At 68.8% G+C, this 25,635-nt stretch carries 26 protein-coding genes and 1 tRNA gene; 12 read left to right on the plus strand and 15 right to left on the minus strand.

Annotated features, from left to right (window positions below):
• Positions 1 to 37: 37 nt before the first annotated feature.
• Positions 38 to 697 (minus strand): exonuclease, encoded by a 660-nt coding sequence (locus tag CFB47_RS01250; protein WP_039346779.1) that lies wholly within the window; start codon positions 695 to 697, stop codon positions 38 to 40.
• A complete protein-coding gene (locus CFB47_RS01255) occupies positions 694 to 1,338 on the minus strand; it encodes an MBL fold metallo-hydrolase (RefSeq protein ID WP_089460314.1) in 645 nt (214 codons plus the stop codon). The genes CFB47_RS01250 and CFB47_RS01255 overlap by 4 nt, the downstream gene beginning before the upstream one ends.
• A gap of 657 nt (positions 1,339 to 1,995) precedes the next feature.
• Between CFB47_RS01255 and CFB47_RS01260 the strand changes: the two genes are divergently transcribed.
• Complete coding sequence (locus CFB47_RS01260) at positions 1,996 to 2,607, plus strand: septal ring lytic transglycosylase RlpA family protein (protein WP_089455443.1); 612 nt, start codon at positions 1,996 to 1,998, stop codon at positions 2,605 to 2,607.
• Positions 2,608 to 2,719: 112 nt separating this feature from the next.
• On the opposite strand, the gene rsmI is transcribed toward CFB47_RS01260, so the two are convergent.
• A complete protein-coding gene (gene rsmI / locus CFB47_RS01265) occupies positions 2,720 to 3,601 on the minus strand; it encodes a 16S rRNA (cytidine(1402)-2'-O)-methyltransferase (RefSeq protein WP_089455407.1) in 882 nt (293 codons plus the stop codon).
• Between the two features lie 46 nt (positions 3,602 to 3,647).
• On the opposite strand from rsmI, the gene CFB47_RS01270 reads away from it, so the two are divergent.
• The 5 genes from CFB47_RS01270 (at position 3,648) to CFB47_RS01290 (ending at position 6,105) form a co-directional block, all read left to right on the plus strand.
• The gene (locus CFB47_RS01270; protein ID WP_179249941.1) at positions 3,648 to 4,076 is read left to right on the plus strand and encodes a YraN family protein; all 429 of its coding nucleotides are present in this window, start codon (positions 3,648 to 3,650) and stop codon (positions 4,074 to 4,076) included.
• Positions 4,077 to 4,202: 126 nt separating this feature from the next.
• Positions 4,203 to 4,787 carry an SIS domain-containing protein gene (locus tag CFB47_RS01275; RefSeq protein ID WP_069246887.1) on the plus strand — a complete coding sequence of 195 codons (585 nt, stop codon included), beginning with the start codon at positions 4,203 to 4,205 and terminating at the stop codon, positions 4,785 to 4,787.
• Between the two features lie 17 nt (positions 4,788 to 4,804).
• The gene (locus CFB47_RS01280) at positions 4,805 to 5,605 is read left to right on the plus strand and encodes a BON domain-containing protein (RefSeq protein WP_089438996.1); all 801 of its coding nucleotides are present in this window, start codon (positions 4,805 to 4,807) and stop codon (positions 5,603 to 5,605) included.
• Between the two features lie 11 nt (positions 5,606 to 5,616).
• Positions 5,617 to 5,964 (plus strand): c-type cytochrome, encoded by a 348-nt coding sequence (locus tag CFB47_RS01285; RefSeq protein WP_373453128.1) that lies wholly within the window; start codon positions 5,617 to 5,619, stop codon positions 5,962 to 5,964.
• 65 nt (positions 5,965 to 6,029) lie between these two features.
• Positions 6,030 to 6,105: transfer RNA gene (locus CFB47_RS01290), tRNA-Ala, on the plus strand.
• Between the two features lie 122 nt (positions 6,106 to 6,227).
• Here CFB47_RS01290 and CFB47_RS01295 read toward each other — a convergent pair.
• The 3 genes from CFB47_RS01295 to CFB47_RS01305 form a co-directional block, all read right to left on the minus strand.
• Entirely contained in the window at positions 6,228 to 6,539 is a 312-nt protein-coding gene (locus CFB47_RS01295; RefSeq protein ID WP_089460316.1) for a hypothetical protein, read from the minus strand.
• A gap of 126 nt (positions 6,540 to 6,665) precedes the next feature.
• Positions 6,666 to 8,063: an enolase C-terminal domain-like protein gene (locus CFB47_RS01300; protein ID WP_089461326.1), complete on the minus strand. Its 1,398-nt coding sequence runs from the start codon at positions 8,061 to 8,063 to the stop codon at positions 6,666 to 6,668.
• 62 nt (positions 8,064 to 8,125) lie between these two features.
• Positions 8,126 to 9,466 (minus strand): MFS transporter, encoded by a 1,341-nt coding sequence (locus CFB47_RS01305; RefSeq protein ID WP_089460317.1) that lies wholly within the window; start codon positions 9,464 to 9,466, stop codon positions 8,126 to 8,128.
• A gap of 305 nt (positions 9,467 to 9,771) precedes the next feature.
• Here CFB47_RS01305 and CFB47_RS01310 point away from each other — a divergent pair, with 305 nt between their 5' ends.
• Both CFB47_RS01310 and CFB47_RS01315 read left to right on the plus strand, forming a co-directional pair.
• The gene (locus tag CFB47_RS01310; RefSeq protein ID WP_089460318.1) at positions 9,772 to 10,395 is read left to right on the plus strand and encodes a DUF2239 family protein; all 624 of its coding nucleotides are present in this window, start codon (positions 9,772 to 9,774) and stop codon (positions 10,393 to 10,395) included.
• Positions 10,396 to 10,412: 17 nt separating this feature from the next.
• Complete coding sequence (locus CFB47_RS01315; protein WP_089460319.1) at positions 10,413 to 11,744, plus strand: carotenoid oxygenase family protein; 1,332 nt, start codon at positions 10,413 to 10,415, stop codon at positions 11,742 to 11,744.
• Between the two features lie 19 nt (positions 11,745 to 11,763).
• On the opposite strand, the gene CFB47_RS01320 is transcribed toward CFB47_RS01315, so the two are convergent.
• Genes CFB47_RS01320 through CFB47_RS01335 form a run of 4 tightly spaced genes read right to left on the minus strand, consistent with a single transcriptional unit; the run spans position 11,764 to position 16,026 of the window.
• Positions 11,764 to 12,930: an ABC transporter permease gene (locus CFB47_RS01320; protein ID WP_089460320.1), complete on the minus strand. Its 1,167-nt coding sequence runs from the start codon at positions 12,928 to 12,930 to the stop codon at positions 11,764 to 11,766.
• An 8-nt stretch (positions 12,931 to 12,938) separates the two neighbouring features.
• Complete coding sequence (locus CFB47_RS01325; protein ID WP_089439003.1) at positions 12,939 to 14,093, minus strand: ABC transporter permease; 1,155 nt, start codon at positions 14,091 to 14,093, stop codon at positions 12,939 to 12,941.
• A gap of 21 nt (positions 14,094 to 14,114) precedes the next feature.
• The gene (locus tag CFB47_RS01330; protein ID WP_089460321.1) at positions 14,115 to 14,813 is read right to left on the minus strand and encodes an ABC transporter ATP-binding protein; all 699 of its coding nucleotides are present in this window, start codon (positions 14,811 to 14,813) and stop codon (positions 14,115 to 14,117) included.
• A 7-nt stretch (positions 14,814 to 14,820) separates the two neighbouring features.
• A complete protein-coding gene (locus CFB47_RS01335; protein WP_089460322.1) occupies positions 14,821 to 16,026 on the minus strand; it encodes an efflux RND transporter periplasmic adaptor subunit in 1,206 nt (401 codons plus the stop codon).
• A gap of 359 nt (positions 16,027 to 16,385) precedes the next feature.
• Here CFB47_RS01335 and CFB47_RS01340 point away from each other — a divergent pair, with 359 nt between their 5' ends.
• Positions 16,386 to 16,616, plus strand: coding sequence for a hypothetical protein (locus CFB47_RS01340; RefSeq protein WP_089460323.1), 231 nt, complete (start codon positions 16,386 to 16,388; stop codon positions 16,614 to 16,616).
• A gap of 81 nt (positions 16,617 to 16,697) precedes the next feature.
• On the opposite strand, the gene CFB47_RS01345 is transcribed toward CFB47_RS01340, so the two are convergent.
• Positions 16,698 to 17,465 (minus strand): Mut7-C RNAse domain-containing protein, encoded by a 768-nt coding sequence (locus CFB47_RS01345; RefSeq protein ID WP_089460324.1) that lies wholly within the window; start codon positions 17,463 to 17,465, stop codon positions 16,698 to 16,700.
• Between the two features lie 96 nt (positions 17,466 to 17,561).
• Here CFB47_RS01345 and CFB47_RS01350 point away from each other — a divergent pair, with 96 nt between their 5' ends.
• The gene (locus CFB47_RS01350; protein WP_089460325.1) at positions 17,562 to 18,431 is read left to right on the plus strand and encodes an NAD(P)-dependent oxidoreductase; all 870 of its coding nucleotides are present in this window, start codon (positions 17,562 to 17,564) and stop codon (positions 18,429 to 18,431) included.
• A gap of 76 nt (positions 18,432 to 18,507) precedes the next feature.
• Positions 18,508 to 19,149 (plus strand): LysE family translocator, encoded by a 642-nt coding sequence (locus CFB47_RS01355; protein WP_089460326.1) that lies wholly within the window; start codon positions 18,508 to 18,510, stop codon positions 19,147 to 19,149.
• A gap of 87 nt (positions 19,150 to 19,236) precedes the next feature.
• On the opposite strand, the gene CFB47_RS01360 is transcribed toward CFB47_RS01355, so the two are convergent.
• Positions 19,237 to 20,538, minus strand: a complete 1,302-nt coding sequence (locus tag CFB47_RS01360) for an MFS transporter (RefSeq protein WP_089460327.1) — start codon at positions 20,536 to 20,538, stop codon at positions 19,237 to 19,239.
• A 97-nt stretch (positions 20,539 to 20,635) separates the two neighbouring features.
• Between CFB47_RS01360 and CFB47_RS01365 the strand changes: the two genes are divergently transcribed.
• The gene (locus tag CFB47_RS01365) at positions 20,636 to 21,565 is read left to right on the plus strand and encodes a LysR family transcriptional regulator (protein WP_089460328.1); all 930 of its coding nucleotides are present in this window, start codon (positions 20,636 to 20,638) and stop codon (positions 21,563 to 21,565) included.
• 184 nt (positions 21,566 to 21,749) lie between these two features.
• Here the strand turns inward: CFB47_RS01365 and CFB47_RS01370 are convergent, their stop codons facing one another.
• The 3 genes from CFB47_RS01370 to CFB47_RS01380 form a co-directional block, all read right to left on the minus strand.
• Positions 21,750 to 22,583, minus strand: a complete 834-nt coding sequence (locus CFB47_RS01370; protein ID WP_089439010.1) for an OmpW family protein — start codon at positions 22,581 to 22,583, stop codon at positions 21,750 to 21,752.
• A gap of 18 nt (positions 22,584 to 22,601) precedes the next feature.
• A complete protein-coding gene (locus CFB47_RS01375) occupies positions 22,602 to 23,852 on the minus strand; it encodes a DUF2957 domain-containing protein (RefSeq protein ID WP_089455422.1) in 1,251 nt (416 codons plus the stop codon).
• A gap of 150 nt (positions 23,853 to 24,002) precedes the next feature.
• The gene (locus tag CFB47_RS01380) at positions 24,003 to 25,433 is read right to left on the minus strand and encodes a DUF2957 domain-containing protein (protein ID WP_089460329.1); all 1,431 of its coding nucleotides are present in this window, start codon (positions 25,431 to 25,433) and stop codon (positions 24,003 to 24,005) included.
• Between the last annotated feature and the right edge of the window lie 202 nt (positions 25,434 to 25,635).

Raw genomic sequence — 25,635 nt, forward strand, 5'->3', positions numbered from 1 at the left:
AAAGGCAATCTGGCGTCGCGTTGTTGAGCGAGATTCGCTAATTTGCTCGCGGATCCGTAGGATTTTGTCCCGCCCCCGCGTTTTCCGACCGATCGGTGTCCGACACCGCGAGGCCCGCGAGCGCGGCCTGCTGGCGGCGCAGGTCGGCCAGCATGTTGCAGAACAGCGCGCCTTGCTCGATCGCGTCGTCGAGCGCGACGTGCGTGTGCGGATGGTCGTCGAACCAGTGCTTCGGAAAGCGCGGCTTGATCGCCTTGCGGTACGGCAGGCCCGTCATCGCGAACGCGAGCGTCTTGATGTCGAGCGCCGACCACGAGAACGGGCAGCGGCCCGCGAAGCGCATCATGTACCAGAACATGAACGTGAAATCGAAGCCCGCCGGCATCGCGACGAACACCGGCTTGCCGGGTAGCGCCTCGACCCAGTCGACGTACGCGAGCAGCGCCGCTTCGGGCGCCTGCAGATCCTTCCGGCACGCGGCCCATGCTTCGGGCTCGGTCTTCCACCACGCTTCCTGCACCGGGTGCGCCTGCGCGCCCGGCAGCGTTTCGAGATTGGCCGAGAACGTCGCGATCAGCTGCTTGTCCTCGGTATAGGCGGCCGACGCGAAGCTCAGCATCGAGTGCGGGCCGGGAATCGGGCCGTCGGCCTCGACGTCGGTGCTGACGTAGATTTCCGGGATGGCGGTCTGGTTCATCCGAATACCTTGTCGGACACGAACGGGTTGGTGCGGCGCTCGTCGCCGAACGTCGACACCGGGCCGTGGCCCGGCACGAACGTCACGTCGTCGCCGAGCGGCCACAGCTTCTCCTTGATCGACCGGACGAGATCCTCGTGGTTGCCGCGCGGGAAATCGGTACGGCCGATCGAGCCCGCGAACAGCACGTCGCCGACGATCGCGACGCGATGCGCGCGGCTGAAGAACACCACGTGGCCGGGCGTGTGGCCCGGGCAGTGATAGACCTCGAGCGTCTCGTCGCCGAACTGCACGGTGTCGCCGTCGTTCAGCCAGTGATCCGGCTCGAAGGTTTCGGCGGCCGGAAAGCCGAAGCGCTCGCTCTGCATCGGCAGCTTCTCGATCCAGAAGCGCTCTTCTTCCTGCGGCCCCTCGATCGGCACGCCGTAATGCGTCGCGAGTGTCTTCGCGCCCGCGCAGTGATCGATGTGCCCATGCGTGAGCAGCACCTTCTCGACCTGCGCGTTCTGCCGCGCGACTTCCTGTTCGATCCGGTCGAGATCGCCGCCCGGATCGACGACGGCGGCGCGGCCCGTTTTTTCGCAGACGAGCAGCGAGCAGTTCTGCTGGAACGGCGTGACCGGAATGAGCGTGACTTTCATGGAGGCACCGGCGGCTAAAAGGAGCGATTGTACCGGTCGCGCGTGCTGCCTGCCGGTCGTGCGACGCGCGTCTCGGTGCGCGCCTCCGGGCATTCCCGGAGCATGTCGATTGTTACCGCCATAGCGAGAATCAATGGTCCCCGACGGGCGCTTTCCGAGACAACCTTTTGGTTTATGTATAATGCGCCCCATTGCACGTGAATTTCACGCAATTCGCTGGTGTTTCGGCCCCGTTAAAAAAGGGGCGTCGGAGGCACCGTCAAGCATCAGCCGCCGGGGAGTCCGGCGGTGTATCCAGCACCGAATATTCGGTGCTCACGTCTTGTCCGGCCGGGTGCTGCGCGCCCGCCTGCGGCCCTGCTGCCGCGCCGCCGGATGGGGCCTGTGCCGCCGTTCCTGTGAGTCGGTCGTTTCGACGCGCGCGAACGTGAAGCCATGTTCGATGGCGGCATGTGGGGTCTGGTCAGGCTGTTGGGGACAGGTTGTGCCAGACGTGAAAGCTAATCAGGACGGTTGCGGCCTAGACGAAAGCCGCGCCCATGCTAGCCGCCTGCTCGCATCCGAGCGGGGCGTGCACGCATTTGCCGTCCGGGCCGCATATCTGCGCTGTGAATCGGCGTGATGAAGCAGCGGCCCGAACCAGAAGGCGACACGTCGATGAATTTACGTTTTCCGAGTCGATTCGGGACCATTGCATTGTTTTTCGCGCTGACGGGCTGCGCGGTGCCACCCAGCCAGACCACCAGCAGCGCGAACCAGAAGAAAGCGGTCGACAAGACGGCCGCTGCCGCTAAGGCGGACGACGACAAGCAGCAACTCAGTTTTGATTCCGCACTGGCATCGATGCCCGCTGCCGACAGCAAGGACGCGAAGAAGTCGTCGCTGGCGGACGCCGAGCCGATCGACGGCAAGGATGTGTCCGAGTTCCGCCAGACGGGCCGCGCATCGTGGTACGGGCGGGATTTCCACGGCCGCCGCACCGCGAACGGCGAGCGCTTCAACATGAACGCACTCACCGCCGCACACCGCACGCTGCCGCTGTCGTCGTACATCAGGGTGACGAACGCGTCGACCGGCAAGTGGGTCGTCGTGAAGGTCAACGACCGCGGGCCGTTCAAGCGCGGCCGCGTGCTCGACCTGTCGTATGCGGCTGCCAAGATGATCGGCCTCGTGCATGCGGGCACGGGCCGCGTGAAGATCGAAGGGCTGTCGCCGCAGGAAGCGCGCGAGGCTCGCGACGAAATGTTCGCGTCGGTCTCGGCGAAGTAACGCAGCGGCTCGACCGCTCATGCAAAAGGGCTGCCCGCGAGCAGCCCTTTGTCTTTCCTGCGCGGCGCGATGCCGGCGCCGGCTTCCCGCTGCCGGCCGGCCGTCTCGCGCGTCAGCTTTCGTCCTTCAGCACCAGCGCACGCGCATACAGCGTGCTGCGCGACGCGCCCGTCAGCGCGGCCGCGAGCTTGGCCGCGCTCTTCACCGGCACCTCTTCCAGCAGCAGCTTGAGCAGCGCGTCGTGCGCGGTGTCGTCGGCTTCGCCGCTCGTCGCCGGTGCGCCTTCGACCACCAGCACGAACTCACCGCGCTGCCGGTTCGCATCGCCGGCGAGCCAGGTCTGTCCTTCGGCCAGGGTGCCCTGGAACAACTGCTCGTGTAGCTTGGTGAGCTCGCGCGCGATCAGCAGCCTGCGCGCGGGGCCGAATGCGTCGGCGAGTGCGGCGACGGTTTCGGCGATCCGGTGCGGGGCTTCGTAGAACACCAGTGCATACGGGTGCGATACCAGCGCCTGCAGCGCGGTCGCGCGCTGCTTCGTCTTCGGCGGCAGGAAGCCCGCGAACGTGAACGCGCCGGCCCAGTCGCCGGCCACGCTCAGCGCGGTCACGGCCGCGCTCGCGCCCGGCAGCGGGATCACCGCGAAGCCGGCGGCGCGCACCGCGTCGACGAGCCGCGCGCCGGGGTCCGAGATGCCGGGCGTGCCGGCGTCCGATACGTAGGCCACGCGTTCGCCGCCGCGCAGCAGTTCGATCACGCGTTGCGCGGCTTCGCGTTCGTTGTGCTCGTGCACGGCGACGAGCGGTTTCGAGATCCCGTAGCGGGCGAGCAGCTGGCCCGTGTTGCGGGTGTCTTCGGCCGCGATGCGGTCGGCGAGGCCGAGTACGTGCAGCGCGCGCAGCGTGATGTCGGCGGTGTTGCCGATCGGCGTGGCGACCACGTAGAGCGCGGCGTCCGGGTAGTGCTGCGTGTGCGCGAGTTCGAGGAGGGCAGTCATGGCAGGCAATGCGCGCAATCGCGGCGCAAGCGGAACAAGGACGGCATTGTGCCACGCGGCGCCGGCCCGGCCGGGCGACGGGCGCGGTTTGGCACGCGCCGGCGACAACTTTTCGGATGCGGCACGATCCAAACCGGTCGGCGCGGCGTTCGAGCTGCGTGCGCGGCAGTTTCTCGAACGCCGCGGCCTCGGGTTCGTCGCGGCGAACGTGACGATGCGCGGTGGCGAGCTCGATCTCGTGATGCGCGAGCCCGACGGCATGCTCGTGTTCGTCGAGGTGCGCGCGCGGCGCAGCGTCCGGCATGGCGGCGCGGCCGCGAGCGTCGGCTGGCGCAAGCGGCGTCGCCTGGTGGCGGCCGCGCTCCAGTTCTGGGCGCGGCACGGCGCCGGCGCCGCGTGCCGCTTCGACGTCGTCGCATTCGAGGCCGGCCGGCTCGCGTGGCTGCGCGACGCATTTCGTGCCGACGATGCGTAGCGGCGAGCTGTGACGAGATGTAAAGAGTTCTTGCCGGACCCCCGGAGAGGGTGCCGGAGTACGGTAAACTCGCCGCACCCACGATGTCGCGCGATGCGTGCCACGCGCCCAGTTCACCAGGAATCGATGTCAGTCGAACGTATTCAGCAACATTTCCGCGACAGCGCCGCGCTTCACGCCGAAGCGGCCGACGCGCTGTCGCTGCCGATCGCAGCCGCGGTCGATGCGATGTTCGCCGCGCTGGCGAACGGCAACAAGATCGTCGCGTGCGGTGACGGCCCGTCGGCCGCCGCCGCGCACTACCTCGCCGTGTCCCTCGTCGGCGGCTTCGAGCGCGAGCGCCCGGGCCTGCCCGCGATCGCGCTGGCCACCGACGCGTCGCAGGGCGGCCTCGCGGGCGCGGTGTCCGCCGATCAGCTGTTCGCGCAGCAGGTGCGCGTGCTCGGCCAGACCGGCGACATCCTGCTGGTGCTCGATCCGGCCGGCGCGTCGCCGCGCGTGCTGGCGGCGATCGACGAAGCGCACGAGCGCGAGATGACCGTCGTCGCGCTGACGGGCGGCGACGGCCATGCGGTCGCCGCCGCGTTGTCCGATACCGATATTCCGATCAGCGTGCCCGCCGTTCGCGCGGCGCGCATCCACGAAGTCCATCTGCTGACCATCCACTGCCTGTGCGACGGCATCGACGCGATGCTGCTGGGTGAGGATTGAACGAAGGAGAGCCGTCGATGAATCAAAGCCGCGTCAAACAGACGCTCGTCAGAACCACGCTGCTCGCTGCGCTGACGGCGGGCCTCGCCGTGTCGCTGCAAGGTTGTGTGCTCGGGGTCGTGGGCGCAGCGGCCGGCGGCGGCGCGCTGATCGCGACCGATCGCCGTACGCTCGGCGCGCAGACGGAAGATCGCGAGATCCAGGTCAAGTCGCTCACGCAGATCAACAACGGGCTGCCCGACCAGTCGCACGTGAACGTGACGGTGTTCAACCGCCGCGTGCTGCTGACGGGCGAAGTGCCGAACGATGCATCGAAGCAGCGCGCCGAGGAAATCGTGCGCGGCATCAACAACGTGAACGGCATCGTCAACGAGCTGTCGGTCGAGCCGGCGTCGTCGCTGTCGTCGCGCGCGAACGACTCGTACCTCGAAGGGCGCGTGAAGTCCGAGCTGATCGCGACGAAGGGCATCTCGTCGAACTACTACAAGGTCGTCAGCGAACGCGGCAACCTTTACCTGATGGGGCTCGTGACGGTCGACGAGGGCAATCGCGGCGCGGAAGCCGCCAGCCAGGTGCCGGGCGTCGAGAAGGTCGTGAAGGTGTTCCAGTACGTGAAGCCGCAGGACGCGCAGGCGCTGCAGAACGCAGCGCCCGCGAGCGGCGCATCCGGCGCGCAGGCTGCCGCCGCGCCGGCGGATACCGCGACGGTGGGCGCCGTGCCCGACGCGTCGGTGCAGTCCACGCCGCTGCAGCCGCCCGCACCGATCTCGAATTCGTCGAACGTGCATCCGGGCAACCCGAAGGCCCCGTCGCAATGAAGAACAGGCAGATGAAGCAGATGAAACAGTGGATGGTGCAGGGCGCCGCGGCCGCGGCGCTCGTGGTGGGTACGCTGGGCGGCGCGCACGCGGATGTCGGTGACGGCCTGAAGGTCGCGCGCGGCAACGCGTGCATGGGCTGCCACGCGGTCGACCGCAAGCTCGTCGGCCCGTCGTTCAAGGATATCGCCGCCCGCTACAAGGCCGATCCGCAGGCCGTGGCCAAGCTGTCGAAGAAGGTGAAGGAGGGCGGCTCGGGCGTCTGGGGCGCCATTCCGATGCCCGCGCACCCGCGCATGAGTGACGCCGACGTGCGTTCGGTGGTCGAATGGGTGCTGGCTGGCGCGCCGTCAAAGTAGGTTTGAGGGGCGATTCAACCCCTATTGCCAAGCGCAGAAATGCGTGTGTATGATGGTTGACTGTTGGGGCGGTAGCTCAGCTGGGAGAGCGTCGCGTTCGCAATGCGAAGGTCGGGAGTTCGATCCTCCTCCGCTCCACCAACGGAATTTGAAGGGCTCGATCACAAGGTCGAGCCCTTTTTGTTTTTGCGGGTCCGCGATGGCACGCCGGACCCAGGCGCCGCACTCGACGTGGCGGGGCGGGTCGACCGGTGGCCGGTCAGTCAGGTCAGCAGTTCGTGCGCGAGCCTGAACGTCGGCACCGCCAACGCGGCGAGCGCCATCGTGACGATTGCGAGAATCACCGTTCTCTTCCGCAGCAGCGCGAAAATGACGAACGACAACGCGTAGAACGCGCAGGTCAGCAGGATGAGCCACCACAACGTTGCGTAGCCGGCGCCGCCTTCGAAGTTCGACACGTTCCGCGTGATCAGCGGCGCGACATAGCCAGCGGCGGTCATGCTCGCGGGCAGGCCCAGCACCGAATACAGGATGTAGACGATGAGCTGTCGCGGTGTCGGATCGGAAGACGTCATGACGGGCGGTTCTTATTCGGGTGGACGGGCAGCCGAACCGTTCGCCGTGCAGGCCGATTCAGGCAGCCGGCAGGATGCGGGCGTTTGCCGTGTTTGGCAACTACCCGCCGCCGCCCACCACCACCCTCACCCCCGCCCGACACTCGGCCGCTTCGGATCGTACGTCCACCCCGGCACGAGATAGCGCATCGCGACCGCGTCGTCGCGCGCCGTGCCGCCAACCTGCCGATAAAGCGCATGCGCGGCCTCGACCTGCGCCATGTCGAGCTCGATCCCGAGCCCCGGCCGCTCCGGCACGGCCACCTGGCCGCCGACGATCTTCAGCGGCTCGCGCGTGAGCCGCGCGTCGCCTTCCTGCCAGATCCAGTGCGTGTCGATCGCGGTGATCGTGCCGGGCGCGGCGGCCGCCGCATGCGTGAACATCGCGAGCGACACGTCGAAGTGGTTGTTCGAATGCGAGCCCCACGTGAGCCCCCAGTCGCGGCACAGCTGCGCAAGCCGCACCGAGCCCTGCATCGTCCAGAAATGCGGGTCGGCGAGCGGGATGTCGACTGCCTGCAGCCGCACCGCATGATCCATCTGCCGCCAGTCGGTCGCGATCATGTTGGTCGCGGTCGGAATGCCCGTCGCGCGGCGGAATTCGGCCATCACCTCGCGGCCCGAATAGCCGCCTTCCGGCCCGCACGGATCCTCCGCATACGCGAGCAGGTGGCCTTGCCCGCGGCACAGCGCGACGGCCTCGTCGAGCGACCACGCGCCGTTCGGGTCGAGCGTCGCGCGCGCATCGGGGAAGCGCGCCTTGATCGCGGCGATCGCTTCCATCTCGTCGGCGCCGGCCATCACGCCGCCCTTCAGCTTGAAATCGGCGAAGCCGTAGCGCTCGACCGCGGCCTCGGCCTGCCGCGCGATCGCGGCCGGCGTGAGTGCTTCCTCGTTGCGCAGCCGGAACCATGCATCCGACGCGTGCGTCTCGTCGCGGTACGGCAGATCGGTGCGGCGCCGGTCGCCGAGGTAGAACAGATAAGCGAGCATCGGCACCGCGTCGCGCTGCTGGCCTTCACCAAGCAGCGCCGCGACCGGCACGTCGAGATGCTGGCCGAGCAGGTCGAGCAGCGCGGCCTCGATCGCGGTGATCACGTTGTCGAGCCGCAGGTTGATCTCGTGCGGCTGGCGCAGCACCGCGGCTTCGCCGGCCGACGTCACCTCGTGCCGGATCGTGCGGCCCGCACCCGGGCCCGTGCCGGACAGCGCCGCGCGCACCGCGTTGAGCGTCGCCAGGTAATGTCCGATCGACTGGCCGACCACGAGATCCGTCATGCGCTCGAGCGCGTGGCGGATGCCTTCGCCGCCCGGCACTTCGCCGACGCCCGTGTGTCCGCTGCTGTCGTCGAGGATCACGAGGTTGCGCGTGAAGTACGGCGCGTGCGCGCCGCACAGGTTGAGCAGCATGCTGTCGCGGCCGGCGACGGGAATCACCTGCATGCGCGTGACGTGCGGGGTGCCGGCACGGCGGGATTCGGACATCGGTTCGCTCCTGGTTCCGGTGATGCACGGGCTGCCGGCTGCGCCGGTGCGGCCCGCGCCGTTCATTGAAGCTCGACGCGGCGGATCTCGCCGACGACGAACAGGTAGCAGATCACGGCGACGAGCGCGTGCGCGACCACGTAGACGAGCGCGCCGTTGAACGAGCCGCTGCGGTCGACGATGTAGCCGATCGCGATCGGCGTCGTGATGCTGGAGAGGTTGCCGCACGTGTTGAGCAGCGCGCCGCTCAAGCCCGCGATCTGGCGCGGCGCGGTGTCGGCGTTGACGGCCCAGCCGAGCGCGCCGAGCCCCTTGCCGAAGAACGACAGCGCCATGAACAGCACGACGAGCACGTGCGAATCGGTGTAGTTGCAGACGATCATCGACATCGACAGCAGCATGCCGACCACGATCGGCACCTTGCGCGCGACCGACAGCGAGCGGCCCTGCTTGAGCAGCCCGTCGGACACGACGCCGCCGAGAATCCCGCCGAGGAACCCGCACACGGCCGGGATCGACGCGACGAGCCCCGCGTTGAGGATCGACATCCCGCGCGCCTGCACGAGGTAGACGGGAAACCAGGTGATGAAGAAATAGGTGAGCGCATTGATGCAGTACTGCGCGACGTACACGCCGATCAGCATCCGGCTCTTCAGTAGCGCCTTCACGTGGCGCATCGACGGGCCGCCGTCGCGGCCGCCGCTCGCCTGGTCGATGTTGACGAGCGCGCCGCCCTCGGCGAGGTAGTCGAGTTCCGCGCGGTTGATGGTCGGGTGGTCCTTCGGGTCGAACATCGTGCGGTTCCACACCAGGACGAACGCGAAGCCGAGCACGCCCATCACCGCGAATACCGACTGCCAGCCGAACGCGTGCACGAGCCAGCCCATCAGCGGCGCGAACACGACGGTCGCCGCGTACTGCGCGGCGTTGAAGATCGCCGACGCGGTGCCGCGCTCGGGCGCAGGGAACCACGCGGACACGATCCGGCTGTTGGCCGGGAACGACGGCGCCTCGGCCGCGCCGACGAGAAAGCGCAGCCCGAACAGCAGCGCGAACGCGACCGCGCCGCCGAAGAAGCCGATCCCGCCTTGCAGCAGCGTGAACAGCGACCAGAAGAAGATGCTGAATGCGTAGACGATGCGCGACCCGTAGCGGTCGAGCAGCCAGCCGCCCGGCAATTGCGCGATCACGTACGACCAGCCGAACGCGGAAAAGATGAAGCCCATCTGCACGTGGCTCAGGTGCAGCGCGCGGGCGAGGCTCGGGCCCGCGATCGCGATCGCCGCGCGATCCGCGTAGTTGATCGTCGTGACCGCGAACAGGACGGCCAGCACCAGCCAGCGCACCCGCGTGCGCCGGGCCGTTGCCGACGCGGACGCCGGCAGCGCTTGAAGCGGATTCATGACTGTCTCCTCCGAAGGGCGGAAGGTGCCGTCGTGCGGCAGACGCGTCGGTGCGCGCATGTTGTGTATGGATGCCGCCGGCGGAGGCCGGGCACCGGACGCCGGGCCGGGCGTCCAGGCCATTCTGTCATGTCGGAATTTGTGCCTTCATGCCAATTGCTGACTCGATCGATTCAGCAATTGAATCGATCGACCGGAGTGCGGTGCGGATGTTGTCGACATATTTTTACCCGGATGATATTGACATCCAATTTATACCCGGATAAAAATATCGTCATTCCGATTCCAGACTGCGGGCGACCACGATGACCACCACACTGCTTCCTTCCTACACGGCGTTCGACGGCCACCGGCGGCTCGCGTCGGGCCCGCTCGCGACCGTCGCGCTCGCGGTTCGCCAGGCTGCCGGCGATGCGATGTCCGCCGCGATCCTGATCTTCGACGACGCGACCGGCCGTTCGATCGACCTCGACCTGCGCGGCACGGCGGACGAGATCCGCGCGCGCTATGCGCCGCCGTCCGCCGATGCATCGGCCGGCTTAGGCGAGCCGGCCGGCGCGGGCGAGCAGCGCGGCCGCGGCCGGCCGAAGCTCGGCGTCGTGTCGCGCGAGATCACGCTGCTGCCGCGTCACTGGGAATGGCTGGCCACGCAGCCGGGCGGTGCGTCGGTCGCGTTGCGCAAGCTCGTCGAGGATGCACGACGCACGCACGCGGAAGCCGACCGGCGACGCGACGCGCAGGCGCGCGCGTACCACTTCATGTCGGCGATGGCCGGCGACCTGCCCGGTTTCGAGGAAGCCGCGCGCGCGCTGTATGCGAACGACCTGACACGCGTCGCCGAGCTGATCGCCGGCTGGCCGGACGACGTGCGCGACCACGCGCTCGCACTGGCGCGCGGCGAGCTGCCGCCGTCCACCGAAGACTGCTGACAGGAGCATCGGACGCCATGACCGCATTCGATCTGAACCGTGGCGCGCTCGCGCCGGTTGCCGACGAGGTCGATCTCGTCGACCTGCGCGTGACGGGCGCGATCCCGCACGAACTCGCCGGCACGTTGCTGCGCAACGGCCCGAATCCGCCGGGCGGCCGCTTCGACGGGAACGGCGTGCTGTCGTGGTGGCCGGAAGCCGCGATGCTGCACGCGATCGCGTTCGAAGGCGGCCGCGCGACCGGCTACAGGAACCGCTGGGCGCGCACGCAGCGCTGGGCCGCCGTGCATGCGCCTGAAGAAGCATCGCAACTGCCCGACACCAATCCGAACGTGAACGTGCTGCAGCATGCCGGCGAATTGCTCGCGCTGTCGGAGGGCGGCGCACCGTTCGCGATCACGGCCTCGCTCGAGTCGCTCGGCGCGCCGGTGCGGCACGCGGGCCTCGGCGGCGGGATGACCGCGCATCCGAAGGTCGATCCGGTGACCGGCGAGCTGATCGCGTTCCGCGCGGACTGGCGCGCGCCATGGCTGCGCTATGGCGTGGCCGATGCGCAGGGCGTGCAGCGCGTCGATGTCGAGATCGCGCTGAACGCGCCGTCGATGATGCACGACCTCGCGATCACCGAAACCCGCAGCCTGCTGCTCGACCTGAACGTCGGCTACGACTTCTCGCTGCTGAAGCAGGGCCACCGGATGCCGCTGCGCTGGCACGACGACCGGCCCGCGCGCATCGGCGTGATTCCGCGCCACGGCGGCGCGGTGCGGTGGTTCGACGTCGAGCCGTGCTTCATCCTGCACGTCGTGAACGCATACGACTGCGACGCGTCGTGCATCGTGCTCGATGCGGTGCGCTATCCGTCGTACCTGCGGCTCGACGCGGGCACGGGCCGCTTCGCCGACAACCCGGTCGGCGAGCTGTGGCGCTACGTGATCGATACGGCGAACGGGCTGATCGACGAAGGGCCGCTGGCCGACGGCGGCATCGAGATGCCGCGCATCAACGAAAGCCGGACGGGGCGCCGCTACCGCTACCTGTATGCGGTGGAGCAGCCGAACCCGGTGGAAATGCGCGGCGTGATGCGTTTCGATCACGCGAGCGGTACGACGACGCGCTATGCGGTGCCGCCCGGCGACCAGAACAGCGAGCCGGTGTTCGTGCCGCGCCCGGGCGGCGCGGACGAGGACGACGGCTGGCTGCTGGTGATGATCTACCGCGCGGCGACGGATACGAGCGAGGTCGTGATCCTCGATGCGCGTGCGATCGACGCGGGGCCGGTTGCCACCGTGCACCTGCCGCGCCGCGTGCCGGCCGGGTTCCACGGCGCGTGGGTGCCGCACGAACGTTGAACGTGAGCGGCGGCGCGCGTCACTGCGCGCGCAGCGCATCGACGATTTTCAGCCGGGCGGCGCGCATTGCCGGCAGGAATCCGCCGACGAGCCCCATCACCAGCGAGAACAGCAGCGTCTTCACGACGATCGCGGGCGTCAGCACGAAGCGGAACGACAGGTCGGCGAAAGTTTGAAAGTTGGTCGTCGAGAACGACGCGAACTGCATCAGCGACGCGCATGCGAGCCCCGCCGCACCGCCGACGAAGCCGAGCAGCAGCGCTTCCAGCAGGAACGCGGCGAGCACGTTCGTGCGCTTGAAGCCGAGCGCGCGCAGCGTGCCGATCTCGGCGACGCGGTTCGCGACCGACGCATACATCGTGATCATCGCGCCGATCATCGCGGCGATCGAGAAGATCGTCGACAGCGTGATGCCGAGGATGTTGATGAACGTCGACAGCGCCTTCGACTGGTCGCCGTAGAAGGTCTGTTCGCGTTTGGCCTCGTCGGTGAGGCGCGGGTCGACGTCGATGTCGGCCTTGAAGCGCGCGAAGCCGTCGGCGCTCGGGATGCGCAGCACCATCGACGAATAGCTGGTGCGCCGGAACGACTGCATCAGCTGGTCGACGTCGCCCCAGATCTCCGAATCGAAGCCGCTGCCGCCCGCGTCGAAGATGCCGACGATGGTCCAGTCGCGCTGCGCGAAATGCAGGCTGTCGCCGAGCTGCGTGCCGCTGAACCCTTTCGCGATCGCGCTGCCGACGATGATGTCCGACGAGCCGGGCGCGAACATGCGACCGGCGGTGAGCTTCACGTGCGGACGCAGCGCGAGGCCCGACGGCGACACGCCGCGGATCACGACGTTCGACGGCTTGCCGGTCGAGGTCTTCACCAGCGAGATCAGCACGACCGCTTCCTTCGACACGAGCGGCCGGCCGTCGGGGCCGAGCGCGACGGCCGGGTGCATTTCGAGCGCATTGGCCTGCTGGTGGTCGATCGAGCTCTGGATCTCGGTTTCGGCGCCCTTGCGGATCACCACCGCGTTGTCGGGTTCGCCGGTCGACACGAGCGTCTTCGTGAGCCCCGCATCGAGCATCTGCACGGTCGCGAACACGAAGATCACGAGCGCCATCCCGCCGGCGGTCAGCGCGGTGGTGAGCCGCCGGGTCCACAGGTTGCGCGCGATGTAGTTGAGCGGGATCGCCATGTGCCGACCTAGCCGATTGCCCTGAGGCCTTCGACGACGCGCACGCGCGCCGCCTGCCACGCCGGCACGATCGCCGCCGCGAAGCCGACCGCGACCGAGCACGCGGCCTGCAGCACGACCGTCTCGGTCGACACCTTGAACACCGGGAAGATGCCGCCGGCCGCCTGCTTGAACAGGCTCGCGGCGGGCGGCGTCGCGAGGATCCCGAGCCCGCCGCCGGCCACCGCGATCACGACCGATTCGCCGAACACGATCAGCGCGAGGAAGCCGGGGCCGAAGCCGAGCGCCTTCAGCGTCGCGTATTCGGCCGTGCGTTCGCGCGCGCTCATCGCCATCGCGTTGGCCATCACGGCCATGATGATCAGGATCACCACGTACGACACGAGGCGGATCGCCGCGATGATCTGGTTCGACATCGCGACGAAGCCGAGCTGGAACGCCTGCTCGGTTTCGGTCAGCGTCTCGGCGAGCGAGTTCTTGAACACCGCGTCGACGTGGCGCGCGATCGACGCGCCGTCGTCGGGGTTCGCGATGCCGAGCACGAATACGCCGACCTGGTCGGCCTGCTTCGGCGTGCGCTGGCGCACCGTCTCGTTCAGGTATTCCCAGTGGAACACCAGCTGCCGCGTGATCGTCGAGTCGTCACGGCCGTCCAGGATGCCGCGCACGACGAAATCCCATGTGCCCGGGTAGATCGTGCCCTTCAGCGGGATCACGTCGCCGATCTTGAAGCCGAATTGCGTCGCGAGCTGGCGGCCGACGAGGCAGCCGCGGCGGTCGCGATCGTAGTCGGCGCGCTGCTGCGCCGGGATGATGAATTCCGGGTACAGGTCGAGGTAGTTGTCCGATACGGCGAAGCTCGCGAAGAAGTTCTTCGGGTCGCGGTAGATGCCGCCGAACCAGTTCGAGCGGACCACGGCCGTCACGCCTTCGACGCCGCGGATCCGGTTCTCGTCGCTCACGGGCAGCGGAAACACGAGCGAGATCGCGTTGCGCGTGACGAGCCGCCCGCTGGAGGCGGCAGCCGCGCCCGCGTACCACGCGTCGACCACCGTGTGCAGCAGCCCGAACGCGAGTACGGCGATGGTGAGCCCGAGCACGGTCAGCAGCGTGCGCAGCCGGTGCCGCAGCGCATTGCGCGCGATCAGCTTCAGCACGTACATCGCGCGCGCTCCCGCAGCCGGTCAGCCGGCGTGCCCATCGATCAGCTCCCCTTTTTCCAGATGCACGAGCGAGCGCGCGGCGCCGGCCGCGTGCGCGTCGTGGGTCACCATGATGATCGTCTTGCCGAGCTCGGCGTTCATTCGCTGCAGCATCGCGAGCACGTCGGTGGCCGATGCGCGGTCGAGGTCGCCGGTCGGCTCGTCGGCGACGATCAGCACCGGATCGGTGATCAGCGCGCGCGCAATCGCGACGCGCTGCTGCTGGCCGCCCGACAGCTCGGACGGGTAATGGCTCGTCCGGTCGCCGAGGTTCACCATGTCGAGCACGAGTTCGACGCGCTCGCGCCGCTCGCGGCGCGACAGGTGGGTGAGCATCAGCGGCAGCTCGACGTTCTCGAACGCAGTGAGCACCGGCATCAGGTTGTAGAACTGGAAGATGAAGCCGACGTTCGCCGCGCGCCATTCGGCCAGTTGCGCCTCCGCGAGCAGCGAGATGTCGAGCCCGCCCACGCGCAGCTCGCCGCTGTCGGGCCGGTCGATGCCGGCCACCAGGTTCAGCAGCGTGCTCTTGCCGGAGCCGGACGGCCCCATCAGCGCGACGAAGTCGCCTTCGCGGATATCGAGCGTGATGTCGGTCAGCACGGGCACGATCTGGTTGCCGCGCCGGTACGACTTCGCGACGTGGCTGATCTCGACGAGGGGCGGCGGGGTATCGTTCACGCGTGCGCTACTTCTTCGCGACGGTCACTTTCGTGCCGTCCTTCAGCTTCGCGCCCGGCGCGAGCACGACCGTGTCGCCGGGCTTCACGCCGGCGAGCGCGACGAGTTCGCCGATCCGCATGCCCCGCGTCACGGGCACGGCGCGCACCGCATCGTCCTTCACGACGAACACGACCGGCCGGCCGTCGCGCTCCACGACCGCGCTGGCCTGCACGGCCGTCACGGGCTGCCGGTCCTGCGCCGACACGGGCTTCGACAGGAACGCGATCTTCGCGCTCATGTCGGGCAGCACGCGGTCGTCGCGGTCGACGAAGCGCACCTTCACGAGCACCGTGGCCTTCGAGCGGTCGACGGTCGGCACGATGCGCGACACGCGGCCCGCGAAGCGCATGTCGGGCAGCGCGTCGAGCTGGATCTCGCACGGCTGCTCGGCACGGATCTTCGCGATGTTCGATTCGGCGACGTCGGCCTCGACCTCGAGCGTGTCCATGTCGGCGATCGTCACGACCGCGCCCTTGCTGTCCGACGCGGACGAGAACGGCGTGATGTTGTCGCCGACGTTCGCGTGCTTCGCGAGCACGATGCCGTCGAACGGCGCGCGGATCACCGTCTGGTCGACCGCCACCTGCGCGGCCTGCGCGTTGGCCTCGGCGGACGCGATCGCGGCCTGGTCGCTGTCGAGCGTCGCGCGCGCCTTGTTCACGCGGGCCGTGTCGGTGTCGAGCTGCGCGGCCGGCACGGCGCCGCGCGGCGCGAGCGCGGACGTGCGTCGTAACGCGATCTCCGCATCCTTCAGTTCCGCCTGCGCGACGCCGAGGTTCGCGCGGGACACCTGCACCTGCGCGCGCGCCTGCGCGAGCGATGCTCGCACGTCGTTGCTTTCGAGCCGCGCGATGATCTCGTCCTGCTTCACGCGCGTGCCTTCGAGCACGCCGAGCCATTCGACGCGCCCCTGGCCCTTCGACGCGACCGCGGCCTTGCGTTGCGGCACGACGTAGCCGGTCGCATTGAGTTGCGTGTCGTTCTGGTACGGGTAGGCTGACGTGACGGCGGTGGTTTCGACGGCTGGCCGGCCGGTGAGTGCGAGACCGGCGGCGATCGCGCCGATGACGAGCGCGGCGGCCGCCGCATAGCGGAGCCACCGGCGGCGACGGGGCGCCGGTGCGAGCGGACGCCGGTCGATCTTCAGTTTGTCCAGATTGTGATCGGGCAATTTGAGCGCCTCGAGACGGCGGCGGTCTGGCGACCGGCCGCGATCCGGTTGCCGGGGAAAGGGACGGATGGACGCCAGTATAAGCGTCGCCCCGACGGTGCGCGAGCCGGTTTGCAGCGCCGCCGCGGCGGCGGCCGGATGGGGCGCCGACCGCGGATACGCGTGCTCCTCCGGGGAAACCCGAGGGGCGCAAGCAACGTGTCAACTTGCCGCGAACACGGTGCGTTATGGAACCAGTGCGTCAGGTTTTGTCGCGACGGCACGGCGCAAGCCGGCCTCGCGGCCTGGGGCTCCGATGCGAATGCCTCGCATCATTACTTACCGGTACGTTTGATTTTTTCTCCGCTAAAGGAAGAACAATGAAGAAGACGCTCGCTTCGATCATCGCCGCAGCATTCGCACTCGCATCGGTTTCGGCATTCGCACAGGATGCGTCGGCACCGACAGCCGACACGTCGGCCGCTGCACCGGCCAAGAAGGATCACAGCAAGCCGAAGCACCAGCTGAAGCACCACGGCTCGAAGAAGGGCCAGGCGAAGGCCGCAGCCGCATCGGCCGCCGGCACGAACGACGCAGGCGCGCAGAACTAAGAAGCGCGTTGCGCTGCGGGCGGCCCCGCCGGCCGCCAGTCGCGAGACCCCGCATGTTCACGCATGCGGGGTTTTGTTTTTTCAGGCCTCGTGTTCGCCGTCCGGCCGCGACGGCGGCGGCGCGCGCATCGCGTCGACCACCGTAAGCATGCGCTGCCAGTGCGAACCTTCCCAGAACACGCGCCGGCACACGTCGCATGCGGCGAAGCGCCGGTGCCGCAGCCGGACGCCGGCCGGCACGCGCGGCGCGGCAGCGGCCGCGTCGAGCGGATGCAGCGGCGCATTGCAGCGCAGGCACAGCCGGAATGGCCGCATGTGCCGCGCGAGATCGAGCCGCTCGAACAGTTCGCGCAACTGGTCGGCCGGCTGCAGCGCGTGCAGGTAGCAGCCACGCTCGACCGCGCGCCGCTTGAGCAGCTCGCGGTCGCGGGTCAGTACGATCCGGCCCTCTCGCGCGGCGAGCGCCGCCAGCGCGTCGTCGCGGTAGTGGTTGTCATAGCAGGTGTCGAAGCCCGCGAGGCGCAGCAATTGCGCGAGGCCGCCGAGATGCGCGTCGGCGACGAAGCGCCATTGCGCTGGTGGCGGCGCGGCGGCCCCGTTCACGGCAGCCGGCCGTGCGCGCTCCGGAAAGGCTTCGACCCGGTCGCCGTCGTCGAGCGGCCGGTCGAGCGCGGCCGGCGCATCGTTCACGCACAGCCGGCCGATTTCGGTATGCGGGACGCCGAGCGCTTCGATCGCGTGCTTCACCGTCGCGTCGCGCGCACACGCATGCCCGAACGCGCGGTCGCGCTGGGCGCGCGGCAGAAAGGCGTTCAGTTCGTCGTGGAAGCGGAAGGTCGCGGTCGCCATGCGGGCAGTATGGCACCGCGCCTGGGCGGCCGCGTGCCCTGCAGACGCCACGCATCTGTGTTTAACTCCCCGCTTCACGGAGCGAAGGAGCGGGTAATGGATCTCGGATTTATCGGGCTGGGTGAAATGGGGCAGGCAATCGCGACGAACCTGCTGAAGGCCGGACACACGGTGCGGGTCTGGAACCGGTCGCGCGAGCGCGCCGAGCCGCTCGCGGCCGTCGGCGCGCAGATCGTCGACACGCCGGCCGACGCGTTTCGCGGCGACGCGGTGTTCTCGATGCTGGCCGACGACGCCGCGGCGCGCGCGATCTTCGACGATGCGCTACTCGCCCAGGCGCCGCGCGGCCTGATCCACGTCAACATGGCGACGGTGTCGGTCGCGCTGGCCGAATCGCTCGCGCACGCGCATGCATCGCGCGGCATCCATTACGTCGCCGCACCGGTGATGGGCCGGCCCGACGTCGCGGCCGCCGCGCGCCTGACGATCATTGCGGGCGGGCCGGCCGAGGCGATCGACCGCGTGCAGCCGCTGTTCGACGCGATCGGCCAGAAGACCTGGCGGTTCGGGTCGTTGCCGCAGCACGCGAACGTCGCGAAGATCGCCGCGAACTTCACGCTCGCGTCGGCGATCGAGACGCTCGGCGAAGCCTCTGCATTGCTCGGCGCGCACGGCGTCGCGATGCGCGACTTCCTCGACGTGATCACCGGCAGCGTGTTTCCGGGCCCCGTCTACGAAGGCTACGGCTCGATGATCGCCGAGCGGCGCTACGAGCCCGCGCGCTTCAAGGCGCGCCTCGGGCTGAAGGACGTTCGCCTCGCGCTGGAAGCCGGCGACGCCGTGTCGGTGCCGCTGCCGGTCGCGAGCGTCGTGCGCGACAACCTGCTCGACGCGCTGGCGCACGGCGGCGGCGAGCAGGATTTCGCGGTGCTCGGCGAAGTCGCGCTGCGCCGCGCGGGCCGCTGAGCCGTCGCGCGACAGAAGTCCGGCGCACCGGCATAATCGACGTTTCGTTTTTCCTTACATCGACGCAGAGGCGGGCATGAACTTGCATACGTGGTGGCTTTTCCTGGCGACGGTGTTCGTCGTGTCGGCGATTCCGGGCCCGAACATGCTGCTGGTGATGACGCACGGCGCGCGGCACGGGCTGCGGCGTTCGACGTGGACGATGGCCGGCTGCCTCACCGCGCTGGTGCTGATGCTGTCGGTGTCGGCGGCGGGCCTCGGCGCGGTGCTCGAAGCGTGGCCGGCGATGTTCAACACGTTGCGCTTCGCGGGCGCGGCCTACCTGATCTACCTCGGCGTGAAGGCGTGGCGTGCACGCGTCGACGACGCGCAGCCGGCCGCCGACGTCGACACCGTGTCGCGCCAGGCCGCGCCGGCATCGCGCGGGACGCTGTTCCGCAACGGTTTCCTGGTCGCGGGCAGCAACCCGAAGGCAATCCTGTTCGCGGCCGCGCTGCTGCCGCAGTTCATCAACGCGGCCGAGCCGACGCTGCCGCAGTTCGGCGTCCTCGTCGTCACGTTCGCGGTGATCGAGGTGAGCTGGTATCTCGTCTACGCGTCGTTCGGCACGCGCATCGGCGCGACGCTGAAGAGCCAGAGCGTGGCGAAGATCTTCAACCGGCTGACGGGCGGCCTCTTCGTCGGCTTCGGCGCGATGATGGCGCTGGTCCGCCACTGATTTCGCACTGACACCGGCGTACCGAACGCCTCGTCCCTCGCAAGAGGGCGGGGCGTTCTGCTTTTCGAGCCTCCGTCACGCGCTCGCTCATGCATGCGGGCGCGTCCATGCCGCCGCGTCGGGGCCACGTCCGGACGCGATCCCGAAGACGGCGGCCGCGCCGGCGAACGCAAACCCCACGCCGCACACCGCGCTCCACCCGCCCCAGGCCCACGCGGTGCCTGCGAGCGCCGCGCCGAGCGCGCCGCCGATGAAGAACAGCCCGACGAACAAGCCGTTCAGGCGGCCGCGCGCGGCCGGGTTCAGCAGGTTGATCTCGCGGCGGCCGATCGTCTGGTCGACGATGACACCCGCATCGAGCAGCGCCGCGCCGCCGGCCAGCAGCGCGAGCGCGAGGCCGCGATGCAGGTGTGCGTCGAAGCCGAACCAGCCGGCGCCCGCGATCCCGAGCACGACGAGCGCCGCGAGCATCGTGCCGTGCGCGATCCGCTGCGCCGCAGGTCCATGCCCACGGTCGCCGGCACGGCCCGCGAGCGGCGTGACGATCGCGCCGCTCGCGCCGGCGAACGCGAACAGCGCAATACCGTGCAGGTCGAGGCCGAACGGCGGCTGCGCGAGCCGCAGCCCGACCGCGGTCCAGAATGCGCTGAACGCGGCCATCGCGAGCGCGGCCGACAGCGCATGCCGGCGCAGCACCGGCTCGTCGGCGAGCAGGCGCCCCATCGACGCAAGCAGCGTGCGGTAGCCGGCCGAGATCGACGGCGTGCGCGCCGGCAGGCGCAGCGCGAGCACCACGGCGATCGCGGCATTCGCGAGCGCGGCCAGCACGTAGAACCCGCGCCAGCCGGCCGAGCCCGCGATCAGGCTTGCGAGCGGCCGTGACAGCAGGATGCCGAGCATCAGCCCGCTCATCACGTTGCCGACCGCGCGGCCGCGCTGCGCCTCGGGCGCCATCGACGCGGCCATCGGCACGAGCATCTGGATCACGCTCGACGCGGCGCCGGCCACGAGCGTCGCCAGCAGGAATACGGTGCCCGACCGCGTGAACGCCGGCAGCGCGAGCGCAGCCGCGCACGCGGCGAGCGTCGTGACGATCAGGCGGCGGTTCTCGAGCAGGTCGACGAGCGGGACGAGCAGCACGAGCCCGGCTGCGTAGCCGAGCTGCGGCAGCATCGCGACGAGGCCGGCCAGGCCGGGCGGCAGGTGCAGGTCGGCGCTGATCGGGCCCGTCAGCGGTTGCGAGGCGAACAGATCCATCACGATCACGCCGACCGTCGCGGCGAAGAACAGCGTCATGCCGGCGCTCAGCGCGGGCGGCGTGCCGGCGCCGGCCGGCGCGCTCACGGGCGGGCGCGCGGCGGAGTGGCAAGGGTTGGCAGGGCAGTTCATTGGAAGCCTGGCGAATGGGTCGAAGGAGTCCCCATCGTAGGTGTCCGATGTTTATGCGACAATTGAAATATCTCTAACATGATTATGCGAGTTTGTTTTGAATACGCGTGATCTCCAGGCATTCGTCGCGGTGGTCGACAGCGGGTCGATGGTCGCCGCGGCCGCGAAGCTCCACCTGACGCAGCCGGGCCTGACACGGCGCGTGCAGAACCTCGAAACGCTGCTCGGCATGCCGCTGCTGGAGCGGCAAAGCAAGCCGCTGAAGCCGACCGCCGCCGGGCGCGACGTCTATGCGCTCGCGCGCAACGTGCTGGGCGCGGTGGACGAGCTGATGGCGGCGGGCGCGCCGGACAGCGAGCCGTCGGGCGAGCTGCGCATCGGCGTGCCGCCGTTCCTGTCCGAGCTGGCACTCGAGCAGCCGATCGACCGGCTGCGTGACGCGTTTCCGCGCCTCACGCTGCGGGTGACGGCCGGCTGGTCGCCGGCGCTGATGCAAGGCGTCGAGCGGGGCACGCTCGACGTCGCGGCCGTGATGGTGCCGGCCAGTTCGACGCTGCCCGATACGTTCGCGTCGACGCTGATCGGCACGCAGCCGACGGTGCTCGTCGCCGCGCGCGACTATCCGCTGCCGGACGGTCCGCTGTCGATCGACACGCTGTCGGGTTTTCCGTGGGTGCTGAGCCAGGACGGCTGCGGGATGCGTTCGGCGCTGAGCCGCATGCTCGGCGCGGCCGGGCTGCCGTTCGACGTCGCGGTCGAGGCGTTCGGCTCGGAGCTGCAGCTGTCGCTCGTCGCGCGCGGCGCGGGCATCGGCATCGCGGCGCCGAACGCGCTGGCGCGCAGCGCGCATCGCGATGCGCTGAGGGTGGTGGAAACGGTGGGGCTGGAGACGCGGATCAACGTGTGGATCGTGCACGGCGCGCTGCCGGGCCGGCTGGTGCGGCCCGTCGCGCTGCTGCGCGATGCGCTGGGCGAGGTGCTCGACCGGGTAAACAGGGTGGGGTCAGAAGCAGAGAACGCGGTCTAGAGGCGACATTCGAGGGAAAATCCTTATTTTCTCTACGGAAATGTTGCATTGCGGAAACCGATTCGCTATAGTTGCACCTGTCTCCTCCATGTCTCCTCTGATATGGATTCAGCCCGCCTCTTAGGCGGGCTTTTTTTTGCCTGCGATTTTGTCGCGGCCTTCCATTCGTCGTCGGTCGCTGCGCTCAGAACTTGTACGTCATCCCGACGTAGCTGATGATCGGATCGGCCTTCAGGTCCGATTTCGACTCCGAGAGCACCGTGCCGTCGGCCGCCTTGATCGTCACCGTCGACGTCGTCTTCAGCGGGATGTACGTGACCGACGCGATCAGCCCGAAATGCTCCGTCATGTTGTACTGCAGGCCCGCGTTGAACACCGGCTGCCATGACGACGACGCCTTCGCCTCCACCGATGTCGTACCCGGCTTGCCCGCGCCCGCCGCGAGAACCGCGCCGAGGTTGTCCTGGGTCTGCTTGATGAAGTTCGTGTTGAGCTGCAGGTCGCTGAACCAGTTGTACGACACGCCGAGGCCGAGGAACGGCCGGAACTTCGCGTTCGCCGCGCCGAAGTAGTACTGCAGGATCGCCGCCGGGCTCCACTGCCGCACGCTCTTCACGATCGGGTTGACCGACGCCAGCCCGATGTTCTGCGTGCCGAGCGCGCCGGCCGGGCCCGGCGGCTTGATCGTGCCCTGGCCCGACACCTTGAACACCGGCGGCACGCCGGCCACCGACGTGACCGCGATATGGTCGGTCAGGAAGTGGCTGACCGTCAGCCCCACGGTGTCGGCGCCGCTCGTGTGCAGCCCGGTGCCCGGCGACGTGAACGACGGCGGCAGCCGCAGCGGCGTGTTGATCGGCGTCGGCGCGACGTTGGTCGTCATCGGCGTGCTGCTCTGCTGCGGCATGATATGGAACCAGCCCAGCGTCACGACGTTGCTGCCGGCGCTCTGCGCGTGCGCCGCGAGCGGCGCCACGGCGGCGGCACTGGCCGCCGCGCAGAGAAGGGTCTTCTTCATCACGGCTCTTCCCTCCGCTTACTGGACGAATGCGCCGATCGTGAAATACGGCGTCGATCCCGCGTTGTCGAGGAAACCGAACACGCCACCCGTGAAGATGAACTTGCCGGTCGGCGACGTGCTGCCCGAGCCCGTGTGAATCGTCGTGACCGTGCCCGGCACCTTCTGCGTGTAGTCGAGATCGAGCGCGGTCGCGAGCGAGGCCTGCGACGCGTTGAACGGATCGAGCAGCGTGGCCTGCTTGTCGATCAGCGCGGTGGTCCGGTAGTCGAACTGGCTGTCGACGCCGATGTACTCGCCGTTCTGCGAGCCGAGCGCGATCGCCGTCTGCGGCGCGAGGATCGAGATGCTCGATTCGTCGTCGGCGGTGAGGCCCGGCACGCCGTTGCTGTCGGGCGTCGGGTTCGGGTTCGCGACACCCGTGCGCACGAGGATCGGCACGAGCTGGTTGCGCAGCTTGCCGACGATCATGAAGCCCTTGCCCTGCGGCGTCGCCGACAGCGTCGGTTTCAGCTGGCTCGCGTAGTTGTTCGACTGGAACGCGCCGCTGCCGTCGGCCGACTGCACGAAGTTCGTGCCCTGCTGCGCGCAGGCGCCGCCGGCGAACTGGCCGGTCGTGTCGCACTTGGTCCACGTGCCGTCCGCGTTGATCGTCACCTTCGCGTCGATCGACGCAGGCGCGAACTTCTGCGACGGCACTTCGCCGAAGCCGACGTGGCTGTACGTGCCCGCGACCTTCGTGATGTCGGTTTCGATCGACGAGAAGCCGATGAACGGGTAGTACGGGAATTTCGTGTCGGGCACCGCGGCCTGGCCGAGCACCCCGTCGAACTGGATTTCCTTGCCGGGGATCGTGCCGCCCGCGACGCCGAAGCCGACGAAGATGCGTGCCGGACGCGACGCATCGAGGCTCGCGCCGTTCAGCCGGAACGCGCACTGGTTCAGCTTGTTGGTCGGCAGCAGCGTTTCCTGCGTGAGCGTGCCGCTGTCGACGGTGCCCGCGCGGGTCGGCGTGACGGTGCCGGTCTTTTGCGGGACGGCCGATTCGACGTAGGTGACCTGCCAGGTCATCTTGGTCGTGTCGAGCTGGACTTTCGCGAGCTCGCCGCTGCCTGCGCCGCCCGTGAATACGGTGTTGTAGTCGAGCGTGGCGGGGCAAAGCCGGTCTTCGACGAGCGGGGGCGGGTTGTCGCCGCCGCTGCCGCTGCCGCCGCAAGCGGAAAGAAGGGGGGCGGCAAAGGCCGCCGCCAGAATGAGGTTGCGCTTCATGTTGCTCCTCCAGATTTGTCTTGTGCGGCGGCCAGCTCCCTGTCGGCCGCTTCTGTTGGTCGTGCTCGTCCTGCTTGCGCCGTGCCGAGCGCCTTCGTGCCTTCCCAGCGTCACGCGACGGCGGTCAGCCCGCCGCCGCGCCCTCGTTCGCTACTTGCTGATCTGCGCGCCCACGCCGAAGTACGGGGTCGACGACGTCGTCGAATTCGCCGAGGTCGACGTGACGCCGCCGTTCACCGTGCCCTGGATCAGCGCCGCATACAGGCCGCCCGTCGCGATCACCACGCCCGAAGCGGACGGATAGGTCGCGCCGCTCGGCGGCGTCGTCGTCGCGTTCAGCAGGCCCGGCGTCGTCTGGCTGTAGTCGAGCGTGAAGCCGTCTTCCTCGACTTGCGTGGACGGGTTGATGAACGACGCGTTGCTGCCGCGGATCAGCGCGGCCGTGTACTTGAAGTTCGAATCTGCGCCCGCGTAACCGCCGTCGATCGCGCCCGACGTGATCGCCGTCGCCGCGCCGAGCACCGCGATGCCCGATTCGTCGTCGACCTGCGCGTCGGTGTGCAGCGGCGGCGTGCCGAGGTTCACGTTGCCCGTGCGCACGATCACCGGCACCGTCGCGCCGTTGAGCTGGCCGATCACCATGTGCGCGGTCGCCGACTTGCCGGTCGTGCCGACGATCGGCAGCGACGTTTGCGGCAGCGTCTGCGGCGCCTTGGTGCTGTCGAAGTAGCCACCGTTCGCGGTGTTCACGGTCCACGGGTTGCCGGTCGTCTGGCAGCCGCCCGAACTGGTCGACGTGCACGCACCGTTCGCGTCGAACGTCTCGCTCGAGTTCGAACCCTTCGTCGCGTAGTTGCCCGACGGCACGAGGTGATAGAGCAGTGCGTTGTACGTGCCCGGCAGTTTCGTCAGGTCGGTCGTCGTGTTCGCGAAGCCGAGGAACGGGTAGAAATCGAAGTGCCGGTTCGGCACCTTGCCGACGTCCTTTGCCACCACGACCGGACCGATGGCGATCGTCAGCCCGTCGTACTGGATCGTCGCGCCCGGAATGCCGCCGCCTGCGACGCCCATGCCGACCAGCAGCATCGGCGGGTTCGCCTGGTTGAAGTCGGCGGCCGTCGAGTACGTGGCGCCGCTCGGCGCCTTGCCCGTGCCGGGTGTCAGGATGAACGCGCAGCGCGTCTGTTCCGCGGTCGGCAGTACGCCGGTCGGCGGGTGCATGACTGCACCGGTGATCGTCGTGCCGGCGCGGCTCGGCGTGACCGTGCCGGTCGCGAGCGGAATCGGCGATTCGAGCCACTTCAGCGTGTAGGTCATCGCCACCGCGTCGATGTTGACGCTGACGATCTCGCCGCTACCGGCGCCGCCGAGGTACGTGCTCTTCACGATGTCGGCGTTGGCCGGGCACAGCGCACCGTTGATGGGCTGTGACGGCGGCGGCCCTTGCGTGCCGCAGCTGGATCCGGAACATTGGGGCGCATTGATCGGCGCGGGTGCGCCGCCGTCCCCCCCACCACATGCAACCAGGAAAGGGGCAATGGCAAAGGCCGTTGCCACCCCCTTCGATAAGGTGTGCGACATGCCGCTGTCTCCAATCGTTTAATTGTGCGAGCTAATGTCGCCGCCTTGATTTTTGCTGTCAATTGATGAACCCGTCTAAAAAAGGCGATTGAAACGGGCAGCGTGTATTGAATCCTTGTCCGACACGGCATTCGGTAAGAATTAAAACGTGAGACGGGCTGCCGAAAGCGGCTGAAGTGGGGGATGTGCGACGCCGGACGGG

The organism is Burkholderia sp. AU27893, assembly GCF_002223205.1.
Classification (GTDB): Bacteria; Pseudomonadota; Gammaproteobacteria; order Burkholderiales; family Burkholderiaceae; genus Burkholderia.

Bases quoted from the DNA above. Each gene is read 5' to 3' on its own strand.
- CFB47_RS01250 (WP_039346779.1), bottom strand. From the start codon at position 697: ATGAACCAGACCGCCATCCCGGAAATCTACGTCAGCACCGACGTCGAG.
- CFB47_RS01255 (WP_089460314.1), bottom strand. From the start codon at position 1,338: ATGAAAGTCACGCTCATTCCGGTCACGCCGTTCCAGCAGAACTGCTCG.
- CFB47_RS01260 (WP_089455443.1), top strand. From the start codon at position 1,996: ATGAATTTACGTTTTCCGAGTCGATTCGGGACCATTGCATTGTTTTTC.
- rsmI (WP_089455407.1), bottom strand. From the start codon at position 3,601: ATGACTGCCCTCCTCGAACTCGCGCACACGCAGCACTACCCGGACGCC.
- CFB47_RS01275 (WP_069246887.1), top strand. From the start codon at position 4,203: ATGTCAGTCGAACGTATTCAGCAACATTTCCGCGACAGCGCCGCGCTT.
- CFB47_RS01280 (WP_089438996.1), top strand. From the start codon at position 4,805: ATGAATCAAAGCCGCGTCAAACAGACGCTCGTCAGAACCACGCTGCTC.
- CFB47_RS01285 (WP_373453128.1), top strand. From the start codon at position 5,617: ATGAAGCAGATGAAACAGTGGATGGTGCAGGGCGCCGCGGCCGCGGCG.
- CFB47_RS01295 (WP_089460316.1), bottom strand. From the start codon at position 6,539: ATGACGTCTTCCGATCCGACACCGCGACAGCTCATCGTCTACATCCTG.
- CFB47_RS01300 (WP_089461326.1), bottom strand. From the start codon at position 8,063: ATGTCCGAATCCCGCCGTGCCGGCACCCCGCACGTCACGCGCATGCAG.
- CFB47_RS01305 (WP_089460317.1), bottom strand. From the start codon at position 9,466: ATGAATCCGCTTCAAGCGCTGCCGGCGTCCGCGTCGGCAACGGCCCGG.
- CFB47_RS01310 (WP_089460318.1), top strand. From the start codon at position 9,772: ATGACCACCACACTGCTTCCTTCCTACACGGCGTTCGACGGCCACCGG.
- CFB47_RS01315 (WP_089460319.1), top strand. From the start codon at position 10,413: ATGACCGCATTCGATCTGAACCGTGGCGCGCTCGCGCCGGTTGCCGAC.
- CFB47_RS01320 (WP_089460320.1), bottom strand. From the start codon at position 12,930: ATGGCGATCCCGCTCAACTACATCGCGCGCAACCTGTGGACCCGGCGG.
- CFB47_RS01325 (WP_089439003.1), bottom strand. From the start codon at position 14,093: ATGTACGTGCTGAAGCTGATCGCGCGCAATGCGCTGCGGCACCGGCTG.
- CFB47_RS01340 (WP_089460323.1), top strand. From the start codon at position 16,386: ATGAAGAAGACGCTCGCTTCGATCATCGCCGCAGCATTCGCACTCGCA.
- CFB47_RS01345 (WP_089460324.1), bottom strand. From the start codon at position 17,465: ATGGCGACCGCGACCTTCCGCTTCCACGACGAACTGAACGCCTTTCTG.
- CFB47_RS01350 (WP_089460325.1), top strand. From the start codon at position 17,562: ATGGATCTCGGATTTATCGGGCTGGGTGAAATGGGGCAGGCAATCGCG.
- CFB47_RS01355 (WP_089460326.1), top strand. From the start codon at position 18,508: ATGAACTTGCATACGTGGTGGCTTTTCCTGGCGACGGTGTTCGTCGTG.
- CFB47_RS01360 (WP_089460327.1), bottom strand. From the start codon at position 20,538: ATGAACTGCCCTGCCAACCCTTGCCACTCCGCCGCGCGCCCGCCCGTG.
- CFB47_RS01370 (WP_089439010.1), bottom strand. From the start codon at position 22,583: ATGAAGAAGACCCTTCTCTGCGCGGCGGCCAGTGCCGCCGCCGTGGCG.
- CFB47_RS01375 (WP_089455422.1), bottom strand. From the start codon at position 23,852: ATGAAGCGCAACCTCATTCTGGCGGCGGCCTTTGCCGCCCCCCTTCTT.
- CFB47_RS01380 (WP_089460329.1), bottom strand. From the start codon at position 25,433: ATGTCGCACACCTTATCGAAGGGGGTGGCAACGGCCTTTGCCATTGCC.